The 18,228-nt window shown below is 69.5% G+C and carries 19 protein-coding genes; 8 read left to right on the top strand and 11 right to left on the bottom strand.

Annotated features, from left to right (window positions below; genetic code table 11):
• Nucleotides 1-150: 150 nt before the first annotated feature.
• Nucleotides 151-687 carry a hypothetical protein gene (locus BN1193_RS07650; protein WP_052460543.1) on the bottom strand — a complete coding sequence of 179 codons (537 nt, stop codon included), beginning with the start codon at nucleotides 685-687 and terminating at the stop codon, nucleotides 151-153.
• Between the two features lie 108 nt (nucleotides 688-795).
• Between BN1193_RS07650 and map the strand changes: the two genes are divergently transcribed.
• Entirely contained in the window at nucleotides 796-1,578 is a 783-nt protein-coding gene (gene map / locus BN1193_RS07645) for a type I methionyl aminopeptidase (RefSeq protein WP_040165237.1), read from the top strand.
• Nucleotides 1,579-1,677: 99 nt separating this feature from the next.
• Here the strand turns inward: map and trmD are convergent, their stop codons facing one another.
• From trmD to rpsP, 4 genes are read right to left on the bottom strand one after another with little or no spacing between them, the layout of a single operon-like run.
• Nucleotides 1,678-2,367 (bottom strand): tRNA (guanosine(37)-N1)-methyltransferase TrmD, encoded by a 690-nt coding sequence (gene trmD, locus BN1193_RS07640; RefSeq protein WP_040165696.1) that lies wholly within the window; start codon nucleotides 2,365-2,367, stop codon nucleotides 1,678-1,680.
• Between the two features lie 5 nt (nucleotides 2,368-2,372).
• The gene (gene rimM / locus BN1193_RS07635) at nucleotides 2,373-2,960 is read right to left on the bottom strand and encodes a ribosome maturation factor RimM (protein ID WP_040165235.1); all 588 of its coding nucleotides are present in this window, start codon (nucleotides 2,958-2,960) and stop codon (nucleotides 2,373-2,375) included.
• Entirely contained in the window at nucleotides 2,960-3,190 is a 231-nt protein-coding gene (locus BN1193_RS07630; RefSeq protein WP_040165234.1) for an RNA-binding protein, read from the bottom strand. Before BN1193_RS07630 ends, rimM begins: the two co-directional genes overlap by 1 nt.
• A 5-nt stretch (nucleotides 3,191-3,195) precedes the next feature.
• Nucleotides 3,196-3,633 carry a 30S ribosomal protein S16 gene (rpsP, locus tag BN1193_RS07625; protein ID WP_040165231.1) on the bottom strand — a complete coding sequence of 146 codons (438 nt, stop codon included), beginning with the start codon at nucleotides 3,631-3,633 and terminating at the stop codon, nucleotides 3,196-3,198.
• A 266-nt stretch (nucleotides 3,634-3,899) separates the two neighbouring features.
• Between rpsP and BN1193_RS07620 the strand changes: the two genes are divergently transcribed.
• Complete coding sequence (locus BN1193_RS07620; protein ID WP_040165230.1) at nucleotides 3,900-4,571, top strand: SGNH/GDSL hydrolase family protein; 672 nt, start codon at nucleotides 3,900-3,902, stop codon at nucleotides 4,569-4,571.
• Nucleotides 4,572-4,601: 30 nt separating this feature from the next.
• Here the strand turns inward: BN1193_RS07620 and ffh are convergent, their stop codons facing one another.
• Nucleotides 4,602-6,167 carry a signal recognition particle protein gene (ffh, locus tag BN1193_RS07615; protein WP_040165228.1) on the bottom strand — a complete coding sequence of 522 codons (1,566 nt, stop codon included), beginning with the start codon at nucleotides 6,165-6,167 and terminating at the stop codon, nucleotides 4,602-4,604.
• A 38-nt stretch (nucleotides 6,168-6,205) separates the two neighbouring features.
• Entirely contained in the window at nucleotides 6,206-6,784 is a 579-nt protein-coding gene (locus BN1193_RS07610) for a TetR/AcrR family transcriptional regulator (protein ID WP_040165226.1), read from the bottom strand.
• A 136-nt stretch (nucleotides 6,785-6,920) separates the two neighbouring features.
• Here BN1193_RS07610 and lipB point away from each other — a divergent pair, with 136 nt between their 5' ends.
• Both lipB and lipA read left to right on the top strand, forming a co-directional pair.
• Entirely contained in the window at nucleotides 6,921-7,568 is a 648-nt protein-coding gene (lipB, locus tag BN1193_RS07605) for a lipoyl(octanoyl) transferase LipB (protein ID WP_040165224.1), read from the top strand.
• Complete coding sequence (gene lipA / locus BN1193_RS07600) at nucleotides 7,565-8,551, top strand: lipoyl synthase (RefSeq protein WP_040165221.1); 987 nt, start codon at nucleotides 7,565-7,567, stop codon at nucleotides 8,549-8,551. The genes lipB and lipA overlap by 4 nt, the downstream gene beginning before the upstream one ends.
• Here the strand turns inward: lipA and BN1193_RS07595 are convergent, their stop codons facing one another.
• From BN1193_RS07595 to smc, 3 genes are read right to left on the bottom strand one after another with little or no spacing between them, the layout of a single operon-like run.
• Entirely contained in the window at nucleotides 8,552-9,052 is a 501-nt protein-coding gene (locus BN1193_RS07595) for a DUF2004 domain-containing protein (RefSeq protein ID WP_040165220.1), read from the bottom strand.
• Nucleotides 9,053-9,092: 40 nt separating this feature from the next.
• Nucleotides 9,093-9,962: a signal recognition particle-docking protein FtsY gene (ftsY, locus tag BN1193_RS07590; protein ID WP_040165219.1), complete on the bottom strand. Its 870-nt coding sequence runs from the start codon at nucleotides 9,960-9,962 to the stop codon at nucleotides 9,093-9,095.
• A 9-nt stretch (nucleotides 9,963-9,971) separates the two neighbouring features.
• Entirely contained in the window at nucleotides 9,972-13,487 is a 3,516-nt protein-coding gene (gene smc / locus BN1193_RS07585) for a chromosome segregation protein SMC (protein ID WP_040165218.1), read from the bottom strand.
• A 413-nt stretch (nucleotides 13,488-13,900) separates the two neighbouring features.
• On the opposite strand from smc, the gene BN1193_RS07580 reads away from it, so the two are divergent.
• The 4 genes from BN1193_RS07580 to BN1193_RS07565 are packed head-to-tail and all read left to right on the top strand — an operon-like array spanning nucleotide 13,901 to nucleotide 17,420.
• On the top strand, nucleotides 13,901-14,140 hold the full coding sequence (locus tag BN1193_RS07580) for a hypothetical protein (protein WP_040165217.1): 240 nt from the start codon (nucleotides 13,901-13,903) through the stop codon (nucleotides 14,138-14,140).
• A 12-nt stretch (nucleotides 14,141-14,152) separates the two neighbouring features.
• Nucleotides 14,153-15,220 carry a GNAT family N-acetyltransferase gene (locus BN1193_RS07575; RefSeq protein ID WP_040165216.1) on the top strand — a complete coding sequence of 356 codons (1,068 nt, stop codon included), beginning with the start codon at nucleotides 14,153-14,155 and terminating at the stop codon, nucleotides 15,218-15,220.
• Complete coding sequence (locus BN1193_RS07570) at nucleotides 15,220-16,329, top strand: hypothetical protein (RefSeq protein WP_052460541.1); 1,110 nt, start codon at nucleotides 15,220-15,222, stop codon at nucleotides 16,327-16,329. The genes BN1193_RS07575 and BN1193_RS07570 overlap by 1 nt, the downstream gene beginning before the upstream one ends.
• On the top strand, nucleotides 16,326-17,420 hold the full coding sequence (locus BN1193_RS07565; protein ID WP_052460540.1) for a GNAT family protein: 1,095 nt from the start codon (nucleotides 16,326-16,328) through the stop codon (nucleotides 17,418-17,420). Before BN1193_RS07570 ends, BN1193_RS07565 begins: the two co-directional genes overlap by 4 nt.
• Here the strand turns inward: BN1193_RS07565 and BN1193_RS07560 are convergent.
• Nucleotides 17,404-18,207, bottom strand: a complete 804-nt coding sequence (locus BN1193_RS07560) for an LLM class flavin-dependent oxidoreductase (protein ID WP_094770339.1) — start codon at nucleotides 18,205-18,207, stop codon at nucleotides 17,404-17,406. The genes BN1193_RS07565 and BN1193_RS07560 overlap by 17 nt on opposite strands.
• Nucleotides 18,208-18,228: the final 21 nt, after the last annotated feature.

The following is an 18,228-nucleotide window of genomic DNA, read 5'->3' as shown; positions in this document are numbered from 1 at the left end:
TCGCTTCCTGCGCCCGCCACGGGACAGCCGCATAAAGGTGGATAAGAATGGGGGTGTTCGTGCGCCTCGCGGCCGGGGCTCCCCTGTGGCAGAGCTTTCGCGTGGGTGCGGACCTCAGGCCCGCACGTGATCACGGCACAAGCAGAGAGTTTACCACGGGCCCATGCCACCGCTGGCACGGGTGGTGTTCATCGTGTTGTAACGAGCGGCCTCCGACTGGGTCTCCGCGACGATGATCGTCCGCTCCCGCTGCAGATCGGCCTGCTCGCGCAAACGCTCCCGCTGCTCCGCCGACATCGGAGCGCCCACGGACCAGGCTGCGCGGGAGTCGGTCCACAGCTCCCAGAGGGTGAGCCAGAAGGTTCCGAGCGCCGCCACGATCGCCAGCGCCAGCACGAGGCCGAACAGCGGGGGCCAGACACCGACCGCGATGGTCAGCACGTGCCACGCGGTGAAGGCGCCGACGTCGGCCCAGGACACCGCCTTCTCCGCCCGCACGGACGGACGCGTCCGCACGATCAGCGTCAGTGCGAGCTGCGCGACGAACACGGCCGGCATGAACACGACCAGGGTCGGGATGAGCGCGAGGCCGCTCCGAGAGAAGATGAGCCAGCCGAGGAACAACCACAGCGGCAGAACGAAGGCAGCCGGCAACAGCCACCGATAGAACACACGACGCACGCCCATGTCCAGATCGTACGCCCGACGATCGGGAAAGCGCGCCTCCCGCGGCCGCTCTCGGCGGGCGCCCGGCGAACATGCGGAAGAATGGAAGGAAGCGAAAGAGGGAGTTCCATGATCGAGTTGCGCACGCCTGCCGAGATCGAGCAGATGCGTCCGGCCGGACGCTTCGTGGCGGAGACGCTGGCCACCTTGCGCGCGGAGACGAAGGTCGGCACCAATCTGCTCGCCATCGATCGGCACGCGCACGATCTGATCCGCAAGGCCGGGGCCGAGTCCTGCTACATCGACTATGCTCCCTCGTTCGGCTCCGGTCCGTTCGGCAAGGTCATCTGCACATCGATCAACGATGCGGTGCTCCACGGAGTTCCGTTCGACTACACGCTCCGCGACGGCGACCTGGTGTCACTGGATTTCGCCGTGTCGATCGACGGCTGGGTGGCGGATTCCGCAGTCTCGTTCGTCGTCGGTACGCCGCGGGATGAGGACCTCCGTCTGATCGAGACGACCGAGACCGCCCTGGCCGCGGCGATCGATGCCGCCACGGCCGGCAACCGGATCGGTGACCTCTCCGCGGCGATCGCCGCCGTGGCCCACGGCGAGGGGTACAGCATCAACACCGACTTCGGCGGCCACGGCGTCGGGCACACGATGCACGGCGACCCGCATGTGCCGAACAACGGCAAGGCCGGTCGCGGCTATCCGCTCCGCGAGGGACTGGTGATCGCGATCGAACCCTGGTTCCTGGCGACCACCGATGAGCTCATCACGGACGCCGACGGCTGGACCCTGAAATCCGCCGACGGGTCCCGCGGTGCGCACTCCGAACACACCATCGCGATCACGGCCGACGGACCGATCGTCCTGACCGACCGTTCGTTTCTCGGCGTCGACTGACCACGGCTGCGTCGCGCCCCGCAGCGAGACGCCACGGCCGCACGCGCACGTCGCCCCGGCGTCCGCCTCCGGGAACCCGCGTCGCCTGACGAGGAGGTTTCAGTCCGCCAGGAGGTCGGGGCGACGCTCGCGGGTGCGGATGACCTGCTGGTCGCGGCGCCAGGTGTCCACGGCACCGTGGTTGCCGCTGAGCAGCACCGGCGGCACCTCACGTCCGCGCCACAGCGACGGTTTCGTGTACGAGGGATACTCCAGCAGCCCGTCCTCGTGCGACTCCTCGACGAGGCTCTCCGGATTGCCGACGACGCCCGGGATGAGCCGGCCGATCGCTTCGATCATCGCCATCACGGCGACTTCTCCGCCGTTCAGGACGTAGTCACCGATGCTCATCAGGCGGACCTCGCCAAGCTCGGCGGCGTAGTCGAACACGCGCTCATCGATGCCCTCGTAGCGGCCGCAGCCGAACACGAGGTGCTCGGCGGTGGCGAGCTCACGGGCCTTGGCCTGCGTGAAGACCTCACCCGCAGGAGACGGGAAGATGAAGACCGGTCGGCTCTCGCTGTCCGTGGCGATGGCGTCCAGCGCCTCGCCCCACGGCTCGGGCTTCATGACCATGCCCGCTCCCCCGCCGTACGGGGTGTCATCGACGGTGCGGTGCCGGTCGTGCGTCCAGTCGCGCAGATCGTGGACGCGAACGTCGATCAGGCCGGCCAGACGAGCCTTGCCGAGCAACGAGACCTCGAGGACATCGAAGTAGCTCGGAAAGATCGAGATCGCGTCGATGCGCATCGGGATCACTCCGGGGTGTCGGTCGACTCGTCCGCAGGCTCGTCGTCGGAAGCGACGTCCTCGAACAATCCGGCGGGCGGCGTGATGATGACCCGGCCGGCGGAGATGTCGACCTCGGGCACGATGGCCGACACGAAGGGGACCATGACCTCGTCCTCGGCGGTCTTGACGATGAGGAGATCCTGCGCCGGCATGTGCTCCACGCGGGCGATGCGGCCGACCACGGCACCGTCGCGGACGACGTCCAAACCGGTCAGCTGGTGGTCGTACCAGGCGTCGTCCTCGGTCGAGACCGCATCCTCGTCCTGGTCGATCCACAGGATGGCGCGGACGAGCTCGTCGGCCGCGTTGCGGTCATCGACGCCCTCGAAGAAGACGACAGGGTGGGAGTTCATCCATCGGAACTCCCGAACGGTGATGGTCTTGCCGTGCCACGGCGACGATTCCGGCACCTGCAGCGTGAACTGCGCGCCGGGGGTGAACCGGCCGTCCGGATCGTCCGTGTACAGCTCAAGCTTGAACGCGCCCTTGAGCCCGTGCGCCTTGACCAGGCGCCCCACTCGGAGCTGCGTCTTTCCGGGACGTTCGGCCATCAGTCGTCCGCGACGTCGACGCGGACGCGCGCACCGTCGGCCAGAGCCGACACCAGCGTGCGCAGTGCTTTCGCTGTCCGTCCGCCGCGCCCGATCACTCGCCCACGGTCATCGGGGTGCACGTGCACCGCGAGGACCTCCCCACGGGAGGAGGTGGACGAGTCGATCCGCACCTGGTCCGGGTGATCGACGATCCCCGTGACGATGTGCTCGAGCGCGGCGGACAGCACGACGATTACTCGGCGTCGGTCGAGGCGGCAGCCTCGTCCGCGACCTCGGCCTCGGCCTCGGCGGGAGCCTCAGCCGGCTCCTCCGCCTTCTTCTCCGCCTTGGGCTTGATGACGGACTTCTTGGACGCGTCCGCGGAGAACGCCTCCTTGCCCTCGGCGACCTTGACGGTCGAGACGGCGTTCGCGTCGCCCTTGAACTTGCCCCAGTCGCCGGTCAGCTTCAGCAGCGCGGCGACCTGCTCGGTCGGCTGCGCGCCGACGGACAGCCAGTACTGCGCACGCTCGGAGTCGACCTCGATGAACGAGGGCTCTTCGGTCGGGTGGTACTTGCCGATCTCCTCGATGACACGACCATCGCGCTTGGTGCGCGAGTCGGCGACGACGATGCGGTAGTACGGTGCCCGGATCTTGCCCAGGCGCTTGAGGCGAATCTTGACAGCCACAAAAACTCCAGTGATGGTGAGTGAGATAAGAGTGTCGCCTGGAGCGTGGGGTGCACACCCGGCGGAAGCTCAGGGTCGGACGCGAACTGGATAGAGGGTCGAGCACGCGGTCCAAGGTCCCATTCTGCCAGACTCCGGACCGGGGTGCGAACCGGACGGCGGCCGTGTCGCACTGCGGACCATCCCCTACGTCGGGATCACCTGGGAATCTCTGACGAACTCGGCGGTCCGGCCCCGTCTCGCCGTGGGAGATCTACGCTCGCCCCATGGCATTACGCGGAGTTCGACCCGCTGCGGCCGTCAGCGTACTCGCGCTGGCGATGCTCACGGCGTGCGCCCCGACAGCAGTGCCCGATGCCGCGCCGACCGCCGGGACGGTCACGGTCGTCACGATCGGGGATTCGATCATGGCGGGGTACGGACTCGATCCCTCCACCGCCTGGCCGGCGTTGCTCGCGTCCGAGACCGGGGCGGACGTCGCCAATCTGGCGTGCAGCGGTGCCGGTTTCGCCACCCCCGGCTCGTGCGGCACGGACTTCGGTGGTCTGCTCGAGCAGGCCACCGCCCTGCGTCCGCGGTACGTGATCCTGCAGTCCTCCAGCAACGACGAGGGGGTGTCGACCCAGACGCTGGAAGACGCCACGACGGCCACGGTGGAAGCGGTGCATCAGGACCTGCCGGGGGCGACCATCGTCGGTCTGTCCACGATCTGGAAGGACGCCGACAGCGCACCGGAGGTGGTCCAGGTTTCCTCGGATGCTCTGCGGACGGCCGTGGACGCGGTCGGTGGCGTGTACATCGACCTCGGCCAGCCGCTCTCCAGTACCGGGGACCTCATGCAGGCGGATCAGATCCACCCCACCGCCGAAGGTCAGCAGGACCTGTCCACGGCGATCGGTGCCGCGCTGACCGCGCACGGGATCGACCTGACCGGATGAGACGACCTCCCGGCCGCGAACGGACCGGGTTCAGCCGCGGCCGAGCATCTTCTGCAGTTCGGCCAGATCTTCGGCGGTCGGCGCCTTCTTGCCGCCGCCGAGCCCGAACCCGGATCCGGTCGGCGTCTCCGCCGGCGCGGTGGCCCGAGCGGCTTCCTCGGCCGCACGCTTGGCCGGATTACCGGAACGCGGTGCACCGCCGCCCTTCTTGACGCCCTTCTTGCCGCGCTTGGTCGAGGCGCCGGGCCGTCCGCCCGGAATCGGCCCCATGCCCGGGATGTTCGGCATGCCGCCACGCGCGACCGTCTTCATCATCTTGGCGGCCTGCTCGAAGCGCTGCACGAGCTGGTTCACCTCGGTGACGGTCACGCCGGAACCGCGCGCGATGCGCAGACGTCGGGAGCCGTTCAGGAGCTTCGTGCTGCGCCGTTCGGCGGGCGTCATCGAGCGGATGATCGCCTCGGTCCGGTCGATCTCGCTCTCGTCGAAGTCCTCGAGCTGCTGCTTCATGTTTCCCATGCCCGGGAGCATCCCGAGCATCTTCTTCATGGAGCCCATCTTCTTGACCTGCTGCATCTGCTCGAGGAAGTCCTCGAGCGTGAACTGCTCCTTGGCCAGCTTCTCGGCGACCTTCTGGGCCTCTTCCTCGTCGAAGGCCTGCTGGGCCTGCTCGATGAGGGTGAGGATGTCGCCGAGGTCCAGGATGCGGCTGGCCATGCGGTCCGGGTGGAAGGGCTCAACGTCATCGAGACCCTCACCCGTGGAGGCGAAGATGATGGGACGGCCGGTGACGGACGCCACCGACAGCGCGGCACCACCGCGCGAGTCGCCGTCCAGCTTGCTGAGCACGACGCCGGTGAAGTCGACGCCTTCCTGGAAGGCCTTGGCGGTGTTGACAGCGTCCTGACCGGTGAGCGCGTCGATGACGAACAGCACCTCGTCCGGCTGCACCGCCGCACGGATGTCCGAGGCCTGCTTCATCAGTTCGGCGTCGATGCCGAGGCGACCGGCGGTGTCGACGATGACGACGTCATGCTGCTGGCGACGAGCGTGCTCGACACCATCACGCGCGACCCGGACCGGGTCACCGACGCCGTTGCCGGGCTCCGGGGCGTAGATGGCGGCCCCCGCGCGCTCGGCGACCACCTGGAGCTGGTTCACGGCGTTCGGCCGCTGGAGGTCGGCCGCGATCAGCAGCGGCGTGTGACCGTCCTTCTCGAGCATCTTGGCGAGCTTGCCCGCGAACGTCGTCTTACCCGAACCCTGGAGACCGGCGAGCATGATGACGGTCGGCGGCGTCTTGGCGAACTGCAGTCGACGCTGCTGGCCACCGAGGATGGCGATGAGCTCGTCGTTGACGATCTGCACGACCTGCTGGGCCGGATTCAGCGCCTTGCTGACCTCGTCGCCGAGGGCGCGCTCGCGCACCTTCGCGGTGAAGTCCTTCACGACCTCCAGGGCGACGTCTGCGTCCAGCAGCGCGCGCCGGATCTCGCGGACGGTGCCGTCAACGTCGGCAGGCGTCAGCTTGCCCTTGGTGCGGAGGTTGCGGAAGGTCTCGGTGAGACGATCGGAGAGCGTGCCGAAGGTAGCCATGATGGAACGAGTTTACCCGGCCGCGGGCTCGTGCCGACTCAGCGCGGAGCCCCCGGCATCGCCGCCACGTAGGACAGTGCTTCGGCGAGCCGATCGGCCAGTGCCGTGGTGCCCGGGCCGTCCTGCGCCCAACGCCAGATCGATGCGATCAGTCCGCCGCCGAAAGCGCTGCCCAGCACATCGGCGCGCAGCGAGGCCACCCCCTCGGAGCGCAGGCGCGCGGCGACCGCCGTCGCGATGCGTCGGGCGCGACGTGAGGACTCCCGGTCCAGGTCCACGGCGGCACCCATCGGTTCCGCATTGGCCAGCGCGAGAGCGAGCGAGTCCGGCGCGAGCCCGTCGGCGAACCGCGCGAGCACGTCCGCCACGTCGGAGCCGTCCGCACCGGCGAGCTCGTCCACGAGCGCGTCGATGCGCTCGTCCACACCGAACCACAGCACGTCGTGCTTGGAGGCGAAGTAGTTGAAGAAGCTCGACCGGCTGACACCGGCGCGCGCCGTGATGTCGGACACGCTGGTGGCCTCGTACCCCTGCTCGAAGAACAGTTCGCAGGCGGCCTCGGCGAGCGTCTCGCGTGACGACGCCCGAGGGCGTCCCTGACGATTCTCGCGGGCCATGAGGGAATCCTAGCCGCGTCCGGACGCCCGGCCCGCGGATGGCCGACCGTCCGGACGTGGCGACACGGACTGGAGCCGGGCCGGCGGCGCTGTGTATAGTTGTTGGATCGCGTCTAATAACTGCCCGAAGGACCTCATGGACGTCATCTTCGCCGGGTTCAGCCCGACCCCTGTCCCCTATCTCGACGGCTGGCGGTTGCAGCGCGATGTGCATGCCGACGTCGTCGCCGGACGCCGCACGGACACCCTCATCCTGCTCGAGCACGAGGCCACCTACACCGCCGGCAAGCGCACCGAGCCGCACGAGCGTCCGCAGGACGGCACCCCGGTGATCGACGTCGACCGCGGCGGCAAGATCACCTGGCACGGGCCCGGGCAGCTGGTCGGCTACCCGATCAAGCGCCTGCACGACCCCGTCGACGTGATCGAGCACGTCCGGGATATGGAGCGTCGACTCATCGCCGCTCTCCGCGTGCACGGGGTGCCGGGAATCCAGGTCGCGGGGCGCAGCGGGGTATGGGTGGACACTCCCACGGGCCAGGACAAGGTGGCCGCCATCGGCGTCCGCGTTGAGCGCGGCGTCACGATGCACGGCTTCGCGGTGAACGCGGACTGCGATCTGTCCGGCTTCGGCGGCATCGTCCCGTGCGGCATCACCGACGCGGGTGTGACGACCGTCAGCCGGATCGCCGGGCGCCCGGTGCACGTGCGCGACCTGATCGGTCCGATCCTCGCCGCGTTCGACTGCGAGGCAGCCATCGACGCCGTGGAGGTTCCGGCATGACCACGACCGCCCCGAACGGACGCAAGCTCCTGCGTCTCGAGGTTCGCAACTCCGAGACGCCCATCGAGCGCAAGCCGGAATGGATCCGAACGAAGGCCAAGACTGGACCCGAGTACCTGTCTCTGCGGGCGCTCGTGAAGGACGAGGACCTGCACACGGTCTGCCAGGAGGCGGGCTGCCCCAACATCTACGAGTGCTGGGAGGATCGCGAGGCCACGTTCCTCATCGGCGGCTCGCAGTGCACGCGACGGTGCGACTTCTGCCAGATCGACACCGGCAAGCCGGCCGATTACGACACCGACGAGCCGCGCCGGGTCGCGGAGAGCGTGCAGCGGATGGAGCTGCGCTACGCCACGGTGACCTCGGTCGCCCGCGATGACCTCCCGGACACCGGGGCGTGGCTCAACGCCGAAACGGTGCGCAAGATCCATGAGCTGAACCCCAACACCGGCGTCGAGCTGCTCGCGAACGAGCACAACGCTGACCCGGCCTTCCTCGGGCAGATCTTCGACGCGCGCCCCGAGGTGTTCGCGCACAACGTCGAGACGGTGCCCAGGATCTTCAAGCGCATCCGTCCTGCGTTCACGTACGACCGCTCGCTGTCGGTGATCAGCCAGGGACACGAGGCGGGACTGATCACCAAGTCGAATCTCATCCTCGGTATGGGTGAGACGACCGAGGAGATCATCCAGGCGATGCACGACCTGCACGACGCCGGGTGCGACATCCTGACGATCACGCAGTACCTGCGTCCGTCGCCGCGGCATCACCCGATCGACCGCTGGGTCAAGCCGGAGGAGTTCGTCGCGCTGCGCGAGGAGGCGGAGGAAATCGGCTTCCTCGGCGTGCTCGCGGGGCCGCTGGTGCGCTCGTCCTACCGCGCCGGACGCCTGTGGGCGCGGTCCATGATCGCCAAGGGCCGCGAGATCCCCGAGCACCTGCGCCACCTGGCGGACAAGGACGAGTTCGCGCAGGCCGTGTGATCACTCGGCCGAGGTGACCGACAGGACCGTCCCGTCCGAGGACAGGTTCACCAGCAGCACGTCGTCGGCGGCGTCCGGGTCCAGGGCGTACTCCAGGACCAGGAACGGCTCGGCACCACCGTGCTCATCGGCGAGGATCGTGACGCTCATCAGGCGCATGGCCCGGATGATGTCGATCGCCATGTCGCCGGAGACGATCGTCAGGAACTCCTCGATGTCGTCGCCGAGCTGCTCCTGCTGCTGCAGGACGTACTCGGTGACCTCGCTGGTGCGATCGCTGAGCTGGGCGACCATCGCCTCGCGGCAGTTGAGATCAACCGCCTCCAGCTGCGTGATCATCGCCGCAGCGATGTTCAGGGCGTCCGGCGAGACATCCGTCTCATCCGGCGCGGTGAGGTCGACGGAAACCGCCTGATCCCCGAATTCGACGGTCTCCGACCAGAAGATCGAGCCATCCGGTCCGGATGCCAGGATCCCGAAGAAGTCGTGTTCGATCGCCATAGCGCCATCCAACCCGGCCGAGCGGTCCGAGGCAAGCGCCTCAGGACACCAGTTGCTTGGCGAACACTGAGGGCGTGAACCCCGTGAGGTCGCCGATCCCCTCACCCTGCCCGAGCAGCTTCACCGGAATGCCCGTGCGCTCCTGGACGGCGAGCACGAATCCGCCCTTGGCGGAGCCGTCCAGCTTGGTCAGCACCAGCCCGGTCACCCCGGCGTGCTCGAGGAACGCCTCGGCCTGAATGACGCCGTTCTGTCCGGTCGTGGCGTCCAGGACCAGCAGCACCTCGCTGATCGGCGCGAGCTTCTCGACGACGCGCTTGATCTTGCCCAACTCGTCCATCAGACCGCCCTTGGTCTGCAGACGTCCGGCGGTGTCGATCAGGACGATCTCGGTGCCGGTCTGCTGCGCGTACTGGATCGTCTGGAAGGCCACCGACGCCGGGTCCTGGCCCTCCTGCTGGGGCCGGACGATCGCCGCTCCGCCACGCTGCGCCCAGGTCGCGAGCTGCTCGACGGCGGCGGCGCGGAACGTGTCCGCCGCACCGACGACGATGGAGCGGCCGTAACGGCGCAGGAAGTTGGCGAACTTGCCGATCGTGGTCGTCTTGCCGACGCCGTTCACACCGACCACCAGCACGACCGCGGGACGCTCGGTGAGCTTGAGCGTCGTGTCGAACTTGGCGAAGTGCTCCTCGATCGTCTCCTCGAGCATGCGCTGCAGGTCGCGCGGGTCGGTCGTGCGGTAACGGTCCACCTTCTCGTGCAGTTCGTCGACGATGCGCTCGGTGATGTCCGGACCGAAATCCGCGGTCAGCAGCGCGGTCTCCAGGTCGTCCCACGTCGTCTCATCGATCGTGGGCTTGACGAAGACATTGCGCAGCGCGCGCCCGAGGGACCACTTCTCAGCCATGAGACCAGCCTACTGACGCGCGGCGGCCCGGTCGCCCACGCGCTGTCCGACGACCGCGGACACCCCGTCCTGTCGCATCGACACACCGTAGAGCGCGTCAGCGATCTCCATCGTGCGCTTCTGGTGCGTGATGACGATCAGCTGGCTGGCCTCGCGCAGCGTCTCGAACACGCCCAGGAGCCGACCGAGGTTGGCGTCATCGAGGGCCGCCTCCACCTCGTCCAGGATGTAGAACGGGCTCGGGCGCGCCTTGAAGATAGCCGTCAGCAGGGCGACGGCGGCCAGCGACCGCTCACCACCGGAGAGCAGCGAGAGACGCTCGATCTTCTTGCCCACCGGGCGGACGGACACCTCGATGCCGGTGGTGAGCATGTCATCCGGGTTCGTCAGCGTGATCGCGCCGGTCCCGCCCGGGAACAGAATCGGGAACACCTCGTTGAAGGCGACCCGGGTGTCCTCGAACGCGGCGGCGAAGATCACCTGCATCCGCTCGTCCAGGTCCGCGATGATCGTCATCAGATCCCGGCGCGTCTCGGTGAGATCGTTCAGCTGCTCGGTGAGGAACTTGTGCCGCTGCTCGAGTGCGGCGAACTCCTCCAGAGCGAGCGGGTTCACCCGCCCCAACTGGCCGAGTTTCCGCTCGGCGTCAGCGAGACGCTTCTGCTGCGCACGGCGATCGAACTGCTCCTCCGCCGGCTCCTCCCCGTCCCCGACCGGCACCGGAATCGGCTGGTCAGGCCCGTACTCGGCGACCAGGACGTCCTCGTCCAGACCGAGTTCGGACAGCACGCGCTCAAGCAGGCTGGACACGTGCAGGCGCTTCTCGTGCATCTGCAGTTCGAGGCCGTGGACGCTCTCCGTCAGCGTCGCGAGGCGGTCGCGGACGACCTTCTCCTGGGCGCGAAGTTCGATCAGCTCCTGGGACTGCGCCGCGCGCGCGGTCTCCGCCTCACCGAGGGCCATGCGCGCTTCGGACACCGAGCGATCCACCGAGTCCAGGACATCGGGGATCTCCGCGACGACGCCCTCCGCCGCCTCACGCTGCGCTCGGCGGATCACCGCGCGTCGGGCGGCGGCGGCCGCGGCTTCGCGCTCCTTCTCCCGTTGACGTTCCAGTCCGGCCACCCGCGTCTCGGCGGAGCGGACGCGCTCGCGCAGCGTCTCGACCTCGAGCCGCGTGCGCACCTCTTCCTCGCGCGTCTCGTCGAGGGCGCCGAGCAGTCCCTCACGGGCGGAGGCGTCCAGGATCGGCCGAGGTGCCTCCAGCGCCGTGTTCAGCTCGTTCGTCGCGGCGGTCGCCGCGGCCTCGGCATCGGCGACCGACGCGTGCGTCTGGGCGAGCCCGGCCTCCAGACGCTCGCATTCGGCGACGGCCGACTCCAGCCGCACGGCGATGCGGTTCACGTGCTCCGCACGGGCGGCGACGGCGGCGTCGAATTCCCGGAGCGTCTGCAGCGCCTCCTTGGCCGTGCGCCGCGCCACTTCGAGCGCGTCACGCGCGTCCTCCCGAGCCTCGGTGAGGCTGTCCACGATGACGCGAACCTCGCCCAGCCGGTCGACCGCCGCGTCGCGCTCCGCCGTCAGCTCCAGGCGAGAGGTCTCCCCCGAGCCCGCGCGCAACGTGTGTTCGGTCCAGACCTCGCCGGCTTTCGTGACGACCGCGACGGGTACCGCGCCCGCGGCCGCTCGCAGGGCCGGCGCCGCCGATTCGGCAGCGTCCAGGTCATCGGCGATGACGACGTGCGAGAGGACGCCGAGGACGCCGTCCGCGCCGCGAACCACCGCGGGCGCGCGCACGATTCCGGCCGGGACGTCCAGGTCCGCGGACGCCGCCGAGCTCTCCGCGACCACGAGGTCCACCACCCCGAGATCGCCCTCACGCACTCGGTCGGCGAGGCGTCGGGCATCCCCGCGCGTCCGCACGAGCAGGCCTTCGGCGAGCGGGCCCAGGACCGCGGCGATCGCGGCCTCGTACCCGGGGGTGACGGTGATCGCGTCACCGACGAGGCCCTGGACGCCGTCCGCCCCGGACAGTGCGCCGGCCGCGTTGCGAACGGCCAGAGCCGAGCCGAGCGCGGATGCCTTGGCGGTCAGCGCCTCGGCCTCGCGTTCGGCGGCGTGCAGTCGTTCGCGGATGCCCTCGACTTCGCCCTCGGCGGTGGTCACCGCGCGCTGAGCCGCCTCGTACGCGGCCGTGTGCGAGGCGGTCGTCCCGTCCGGCGCTTCCTCGTCCTCGATTGCGTCGGAGGCCTCGGCGGCCTCCACCCGGCGCGCGTTCGCCGCATCCAGCGCGTTCTGCTGGCGCAGCACCCCGCCCCGGACGGCGGCGAGAGTGGACGCGGCGGCGTCCGCCTGACCGCGGAGCTTGGTGAGGCGCATGTCGTGTTCACTGACCAGGGCGCTCTGCTCGGCGATCTCCGTGTCCAACGCGTCCAGCTCGGCGCGGGCGCGCTGGACGTTCTTGGCAGCCTCAGCGGAGGCGACGCGCGCATCGCCGATGCCGGAGGAGATGGTGTCGATCTCGGCGCGGGCCTCGTCGATGTCCGCCTGCGAGACCGTGATCGCGGCGGACTGGTCGTCCGTGTCCCCGAGCAGCGCGAGCCGCTGGTTCGCCAACGTGTACAGCCCGCGCAGCCGCTCCTGGACCTGCTCCAGACCGAACAGCACGCTGCGCGCTGCATCGACCTCGGCGGTGCTCTGCTGCCGCTCGAGGTGCTCGATGCGTCCGCGCAGGGTCTGCGCCTGATCCTGCAGCACGATCCGTTCGGCGTGCCGCTCCTGCTCGTTGCGGGCGTGGTCGGCCAGCGCCGTCCGGAGCCCGACCAGATCGTCGGCGAACAAGCGGGCCTTGGCGTCGCGCACCACGGCGGCGATCGTCGCGGCCTCGCGGGCGATCTCGGCCTGCTTGCCGAGCGGCTTCAGCTGACGCCGGATCTCCCCCGCCAGGTCCGACAGCCGCGTGAGGTTCGTCTCCATGGCCTCGAGCTTGCGGAGCGTCTTCTCCTTGCGGCGGCGATGCTTGAGGATGCCCGCGGCCTCCTCGATGAACCCGCGGCGGTCCTCCGGCGTGGCCTGCAGCACCGTGTCCAGGCGTCCCTGCCCGACGATGACGTGCATCTCGCGGCCGAGGCCGGAATCGCTCAGCAGCTCCTGCACGTCCAGCAGCCGGACGGACTCGCCGTTGATCGCGTACTCGCTGGAGCCGTTGCGGAACAGGGTTCGGCTGATCGTGACCTCGGCGTAGTCGATCGGCAGGGCACCGTCCGCGTTGTCGATGGTCAGCTGCACCTCGGCGCGACCCAATGGTCCACGAGTCGCGGTGCCGGCGAAGATGACGTCCTCCATCTTGCCGCCGCGGAGGGTCTTCGCCCCCTGTTCGCCCATCACCCAGGCGAGCGCGTCGACGACGTTGGACTTCCCGGAACCGTTGGGTCCGACGATCGCGGTGACCCCCGGTTCCAGGACGAACCAGGTGGGTTGCGCGAACGACTTGAACCCCTTGAGCGTGAGGCTCTTCAGGTGCATCCATGCCCTCCCGACCGCTGTCGTACGCGCTCACGTTACCGGAACGGCGCGGTTCCACCCGGGCGGCGCGGCGGGGTCCGCGACACGCCGCGCGGTTGACGGGACACGCCCGGGCGTACTAGCGTCGGCGTCCGTACCCACGGAAGGAGGACACCATGATGATCACCATCACGACGAGCGGCATGCCAGCCGCGATCTGCGTCGCGTCCTCCGTCACCGGCTTCACCGCCGGCTCCCGGGTCATCGCGGCGCACTAGCATCGCCGCCCGCGGAGTCGAGTTCTCCTCCGTCCGCCCGCTCTTCGGGCCCGCGCTCTCGCGCATCCACGGGGTTTGCACCCCTTTCCGGTCCGCCGACCTGATCGGCGTCGATCATCACTTCGCGTCCTCCGGACGCACACACGAAAGCATCTCGTGAACACCACCACCCTGCTTACGCGGCCCGTCGACTCCGGCGTGGCTCGCCCGCCCATCCTCGACACCGAGCGCGATGACCGCCTCGGGGCCCTGGACCGACTCTCGCTCCAACTCGGGCTCTGGCTGATCAGCCGGGCTCGTCGTCCCCATCCCCAGCGGCGGCTCGACGAGAACGCGCTGCGCCGAGCCCAGCTCGACACCATCCGCGCTGAGGGCTTCGGCCGTCAGATCCTCTGATCGGAGAAATTCATGACCGACCTCACCATCCGCGCGGTGCCGATCACCGCGGCCACCGCCGTTCCGGACGCCGACCTCATCGCCGCGACCGTCGTGCGCAACGACGTGTACGCGGCGATGGGCGGTACCCGGGACGAGGACATTCCGCCGGAGACGTTCCTGCAGGAGTTCACCGGCACATCGCAGCGGCATCACCTGTGGGTGATCGAGCGCGGGGGCGCGGTCGTGGCTCTGGCCCGACTCGATGTTCCGCTCGACGCCGGAGCCACCCACGCCTACGCCGAAGTCCTCGTCCTGCCGCCCCACTGGGGTGTCGGCATCGGCTCGGCAGGCGTCGAGCTCGTCGAGCGGACCGCCGCGGAGGCCGGCCGTGACTCCCTGACCGCATGGGCGGAGCATCCCGCCGACGCCCGTGTGCCGCAGCTCGCGGCGCCCACCGGGTTCGGCACCGTCCCGGAGGACCACATCGCGCGGTTCCTGCAGCAGCACGCGTACGTCCTGGAGCAGGTCGAGCGCAAGAGCGTCTTCGACCTCTCCGGCGACCTCACGCGCGTCCGGGAGCTGCTGCGCGATGCCGAGGAGCACGCCGCCGGCTACGAAGTGCTGACCTGGGTCGGCGCCACTCCGGCCGAGCTGCAGGCACCGATGGCGGAGCTTCGGCGCCGGATGTCGATCGATGTGCCGAGCGCAGATCTGAACACGGCCGAGGAGAACTGGGACGCCGCTCGCGTCCGAGAGAACGATGCTCGCGTGCTCGCCTCCGGCGTACTTCGCCAATGGACCGTCGCGCGCCACATCGACTCGGGCGCGCTCGTGGCCTACAACGTGCTCGGTCGGCTCACCGACCCGGAGTCGATCACCGAACAGGGCGACACCCTCGTGCACGGCGATCACCGTGGTCATCGGCTCGGAATGCTCGTGAAGTGTCGCGGCATCCTGTCCTGGCACGAGCAGAGCCCGCGCTCCCCCCGAATCCTGACCTGGAACGCGGAGGAGAACCGTCCCATGCTGGCCATCAACGAAGCGCTGGGTTTCGTCCCCGCCGGCTATGTCGGCGCTTGGCAGAAACGGATCAGGTGATGGGAGCGACGAACCGAGACCTCCGGGACGTCGCCGACGGCGCGGTGACCCTTCGCGCCGTCCGCATCCCCACCTCGGTCGAGAGTTCGGACGCCTCCGACTTCCTCTCCTCTGTCCAGGTGCGCAACCGCGCCTACCGGGAGACGCTCGGTGATGACGATGAGGTGCTGGACGCGGAAGCGCTTCTTTCCGCGTACCAGCCGGACGCGTACGTCTGGCGTCGCCTGTGGCTCGTGGTCGTCGGCGGTGAGGCGCTCGGCCGCGTCGGACTCGACGTGCCGAACGAGGAGGGGTCACGCTCGGCGCGCGCGTTCGTCCAACTGGTTCCGGGCGCCTGGAGCCGCGGCACGGGCTCGGCGGCACTGCGGATGCTGGAATCGCTGACCAGGGATGCTGGACGCACGCTCCTGCAGGGGTGGACGGAGCACCCGAACGCCATCGGCGACCGCGTCCGGGCGCCCACCGGTTACGGCACGCTGCCGGACGACCACACGACACGGTTCCTCCGGCGCCGCGGATATGCGCTGCAGCAGATCGAGCGGCGCAGTCAGCTGGTCCTGGGGGAAGACGCGCTGGCACGAGTCACCGCGTTCGAGGCCGCGGCACGCGCACACGCGGGGCCCGACTACGACATCGTGCAGTGGACGCTCCCGACGCCGCCGCAGCTCGTCGACGACTACGCCTGGCTGAAATCACGGATGGCGACGGACGTGCCGAGCGCGGGGATGGACGTGGACGAAGATCGGTGGGACACGGCGCGCGTCGCCCGCATGGAGGCGGCTGTGGTGGGCCGCACCCAACAGGTGACCGCGGCACGGCACCGACCCTCCGGCCGCCTGTGCGCGTTCAATGAACTGCTGCACGGGCCGGCCGATGGCGATCGCACGTTCCAGGAGGACACTCTCGTGCTGACGGAGCACCGCGGACACCGGCTCGGGATGCTGGTGAAGGCGGTGGGGCTTCGTGCGTGGCACGAGCGCGCGCCGGAAGCACCCCGGGTGATCACCTGGAACGCGGAGGAGAACCGTCCGATGCTGGACATCAACGAGGCTCTGGGATTCGTCGGCGGCCTGGCGATCGGAGCCTGGCAGAAGGATCTGTCGCGATGACGCCGTCCCTCACGCTCCTCTGGATCGGAGAACCCATGACCGCCCTCACGGCGACCCTGATGCCGGTGCCCGCGAGTGTCCGGGCGCCGGACGCTTCCGACTTCCTGGCGTTCTGCGACGTGCGGGCCCAGCTCAGCATCGCGATGAACGGTGACGACCGGAACGTCCTCACGCCCGAGCAGGCACTCGCGCGACTGCAACCCTCCGGCGTAGACGGACAGGTGACCGAAACCTGGGTCATCCGGGCCGGACGCGAGGCCATCGGGTATGCCGGCCTCGCGGGGGTGCTGACATCGAACGTCCCGACCGCGACCGTGACGGTCGCGATCCTCGCGCCGCACGAGGGCATCGGAGCGGGCAGCCTCGGCTTGGAGCGTGCGGAAACGGCGGCCCGCAGGGTCGGGTTCCGCGAGTTGCACGCCGACACGCGACACAAGACGAACGAGGCAGTCGAGGCGATTCCGGCACGAACCGGAGTCGGCGCGGTCCCCCGCGACGGTGCTGCGCGGTTCGCGCTGCGGCACAGGTACCGACTGGAGCAGGTCGGCCGTAACGCCTCCTACGATCTGACGGCCGTCGTCCCGGAAACGGACACGCCGGATTCCGCGTATCGCATCGTGCAGTGGATCGGGGAGACGCCGGACGTCCACCGGTCGGACCGCATTCTGCTGCGTGCCCGGATGGTCACCGACGCGTCGCACGGCGAGATGTCCTCGGACGAGGTCAGCGACGAGCCATCGCTCGCGGCACACGAGCGGGCGTGCCTCGCCGACGACGGGCTCCTGCTGGTCACGGCCGCCGAGCACGTCGCGACGGGTCGGTTGGTTGCAGTGAATGAGCTGCTGCTCGGGCGGGTGCGGACTCGGTCGGCGCAGCAGCTGGACACGCTCGTCCTGGCCGAGCACCGCGGGCGCGGCCTCGGGCTGCAGGTGAAGCGGGCCGGGATCCGTCGCCTGCGCGAGCTCGCACCGGAATGTCCCCGAGTCGCCACGTGGAACGCGGCCGAGAACACCCACATGCTCGCGATCAACGACCGGCTCGGCTTCACGACCTCGTCATCCGACGGTGTCTGGATCAAGCGTCTGATCTGAGCGATCCCCGCCCGAGCGCGGTGATGAGGCGGCGCAGGTTCGCACCGCCATCGACCGATCCACCGTCCGGGGCGAGCCCGAGCACCGGCACCTCGGTGGCGCCGGCCGCGGCGCGGGCCGCAACGGCATCGGCGATCTCGGCGGCGGAGGCGTCCACGGAGACCGCGCTGAACGCGACGACCTCCAGCGGCGCGGCGCGTTCCGCGGTCGCGGTCCGCACCGCGGTCGCGAGCGCCCCGTCGTCGGTGAGTCCGGACACGACGATGCCGTCCGAGATCTCGCCCGCGAGCGCCAGCGTCTTCGGCCCCTCCGCGCCGAGCAGCAGCGGTGGTACCTCGTTCGGTGGCCAGCGCAGTCGCACGTCCTCGAGGGACACGTAGCGTCCGGCCACCGTGACGGACTCCCCCGCCAGCAGCCGGCGCAATGCCGTGCCGTACTCGCGCAGCAGAGTGAGAGGCGAGGCGACGCGGGAACCGGTCTGCGCCATCCAGGACAGGACGCCGTGGCCGATGGCCGGCCGGAAGCGCCCGGGATACATGCGCGCGAGGCTCGCGATCTCCATGGCGGTGAGGGCGACATTGCGCAAGGGCACCGGGAGCAGCCCGATCCCCACCCGGAGCCGGGTGGTGGCCGCCAGGATCGCGGCGGCCAGCCCCACGCCGCTCGTCGCGAAGCAGTCCTCCCACAGCCACACGGTGTCGATCTCCGCTTCTTCGGCCGCCCGCGCGAATTCAATCAGCCGCTCGGGCGGAATATCGGGCGGCAGGATCAGGGACGTCGATGTCATGGCGCCGACCGTACTCCCCCG

The organism is Microbacterium gorillae, from assembly GCF_000826185.2.
GTDB lineage: Bacteria > Actinomycetota > Actinomycetes > Actinomycetales > Microbacteriaceae > Microbacterium > Microbacterium gorillae.
This window is presented reverse-complemented; position numbering and strand designations above follow the sequence as displayed.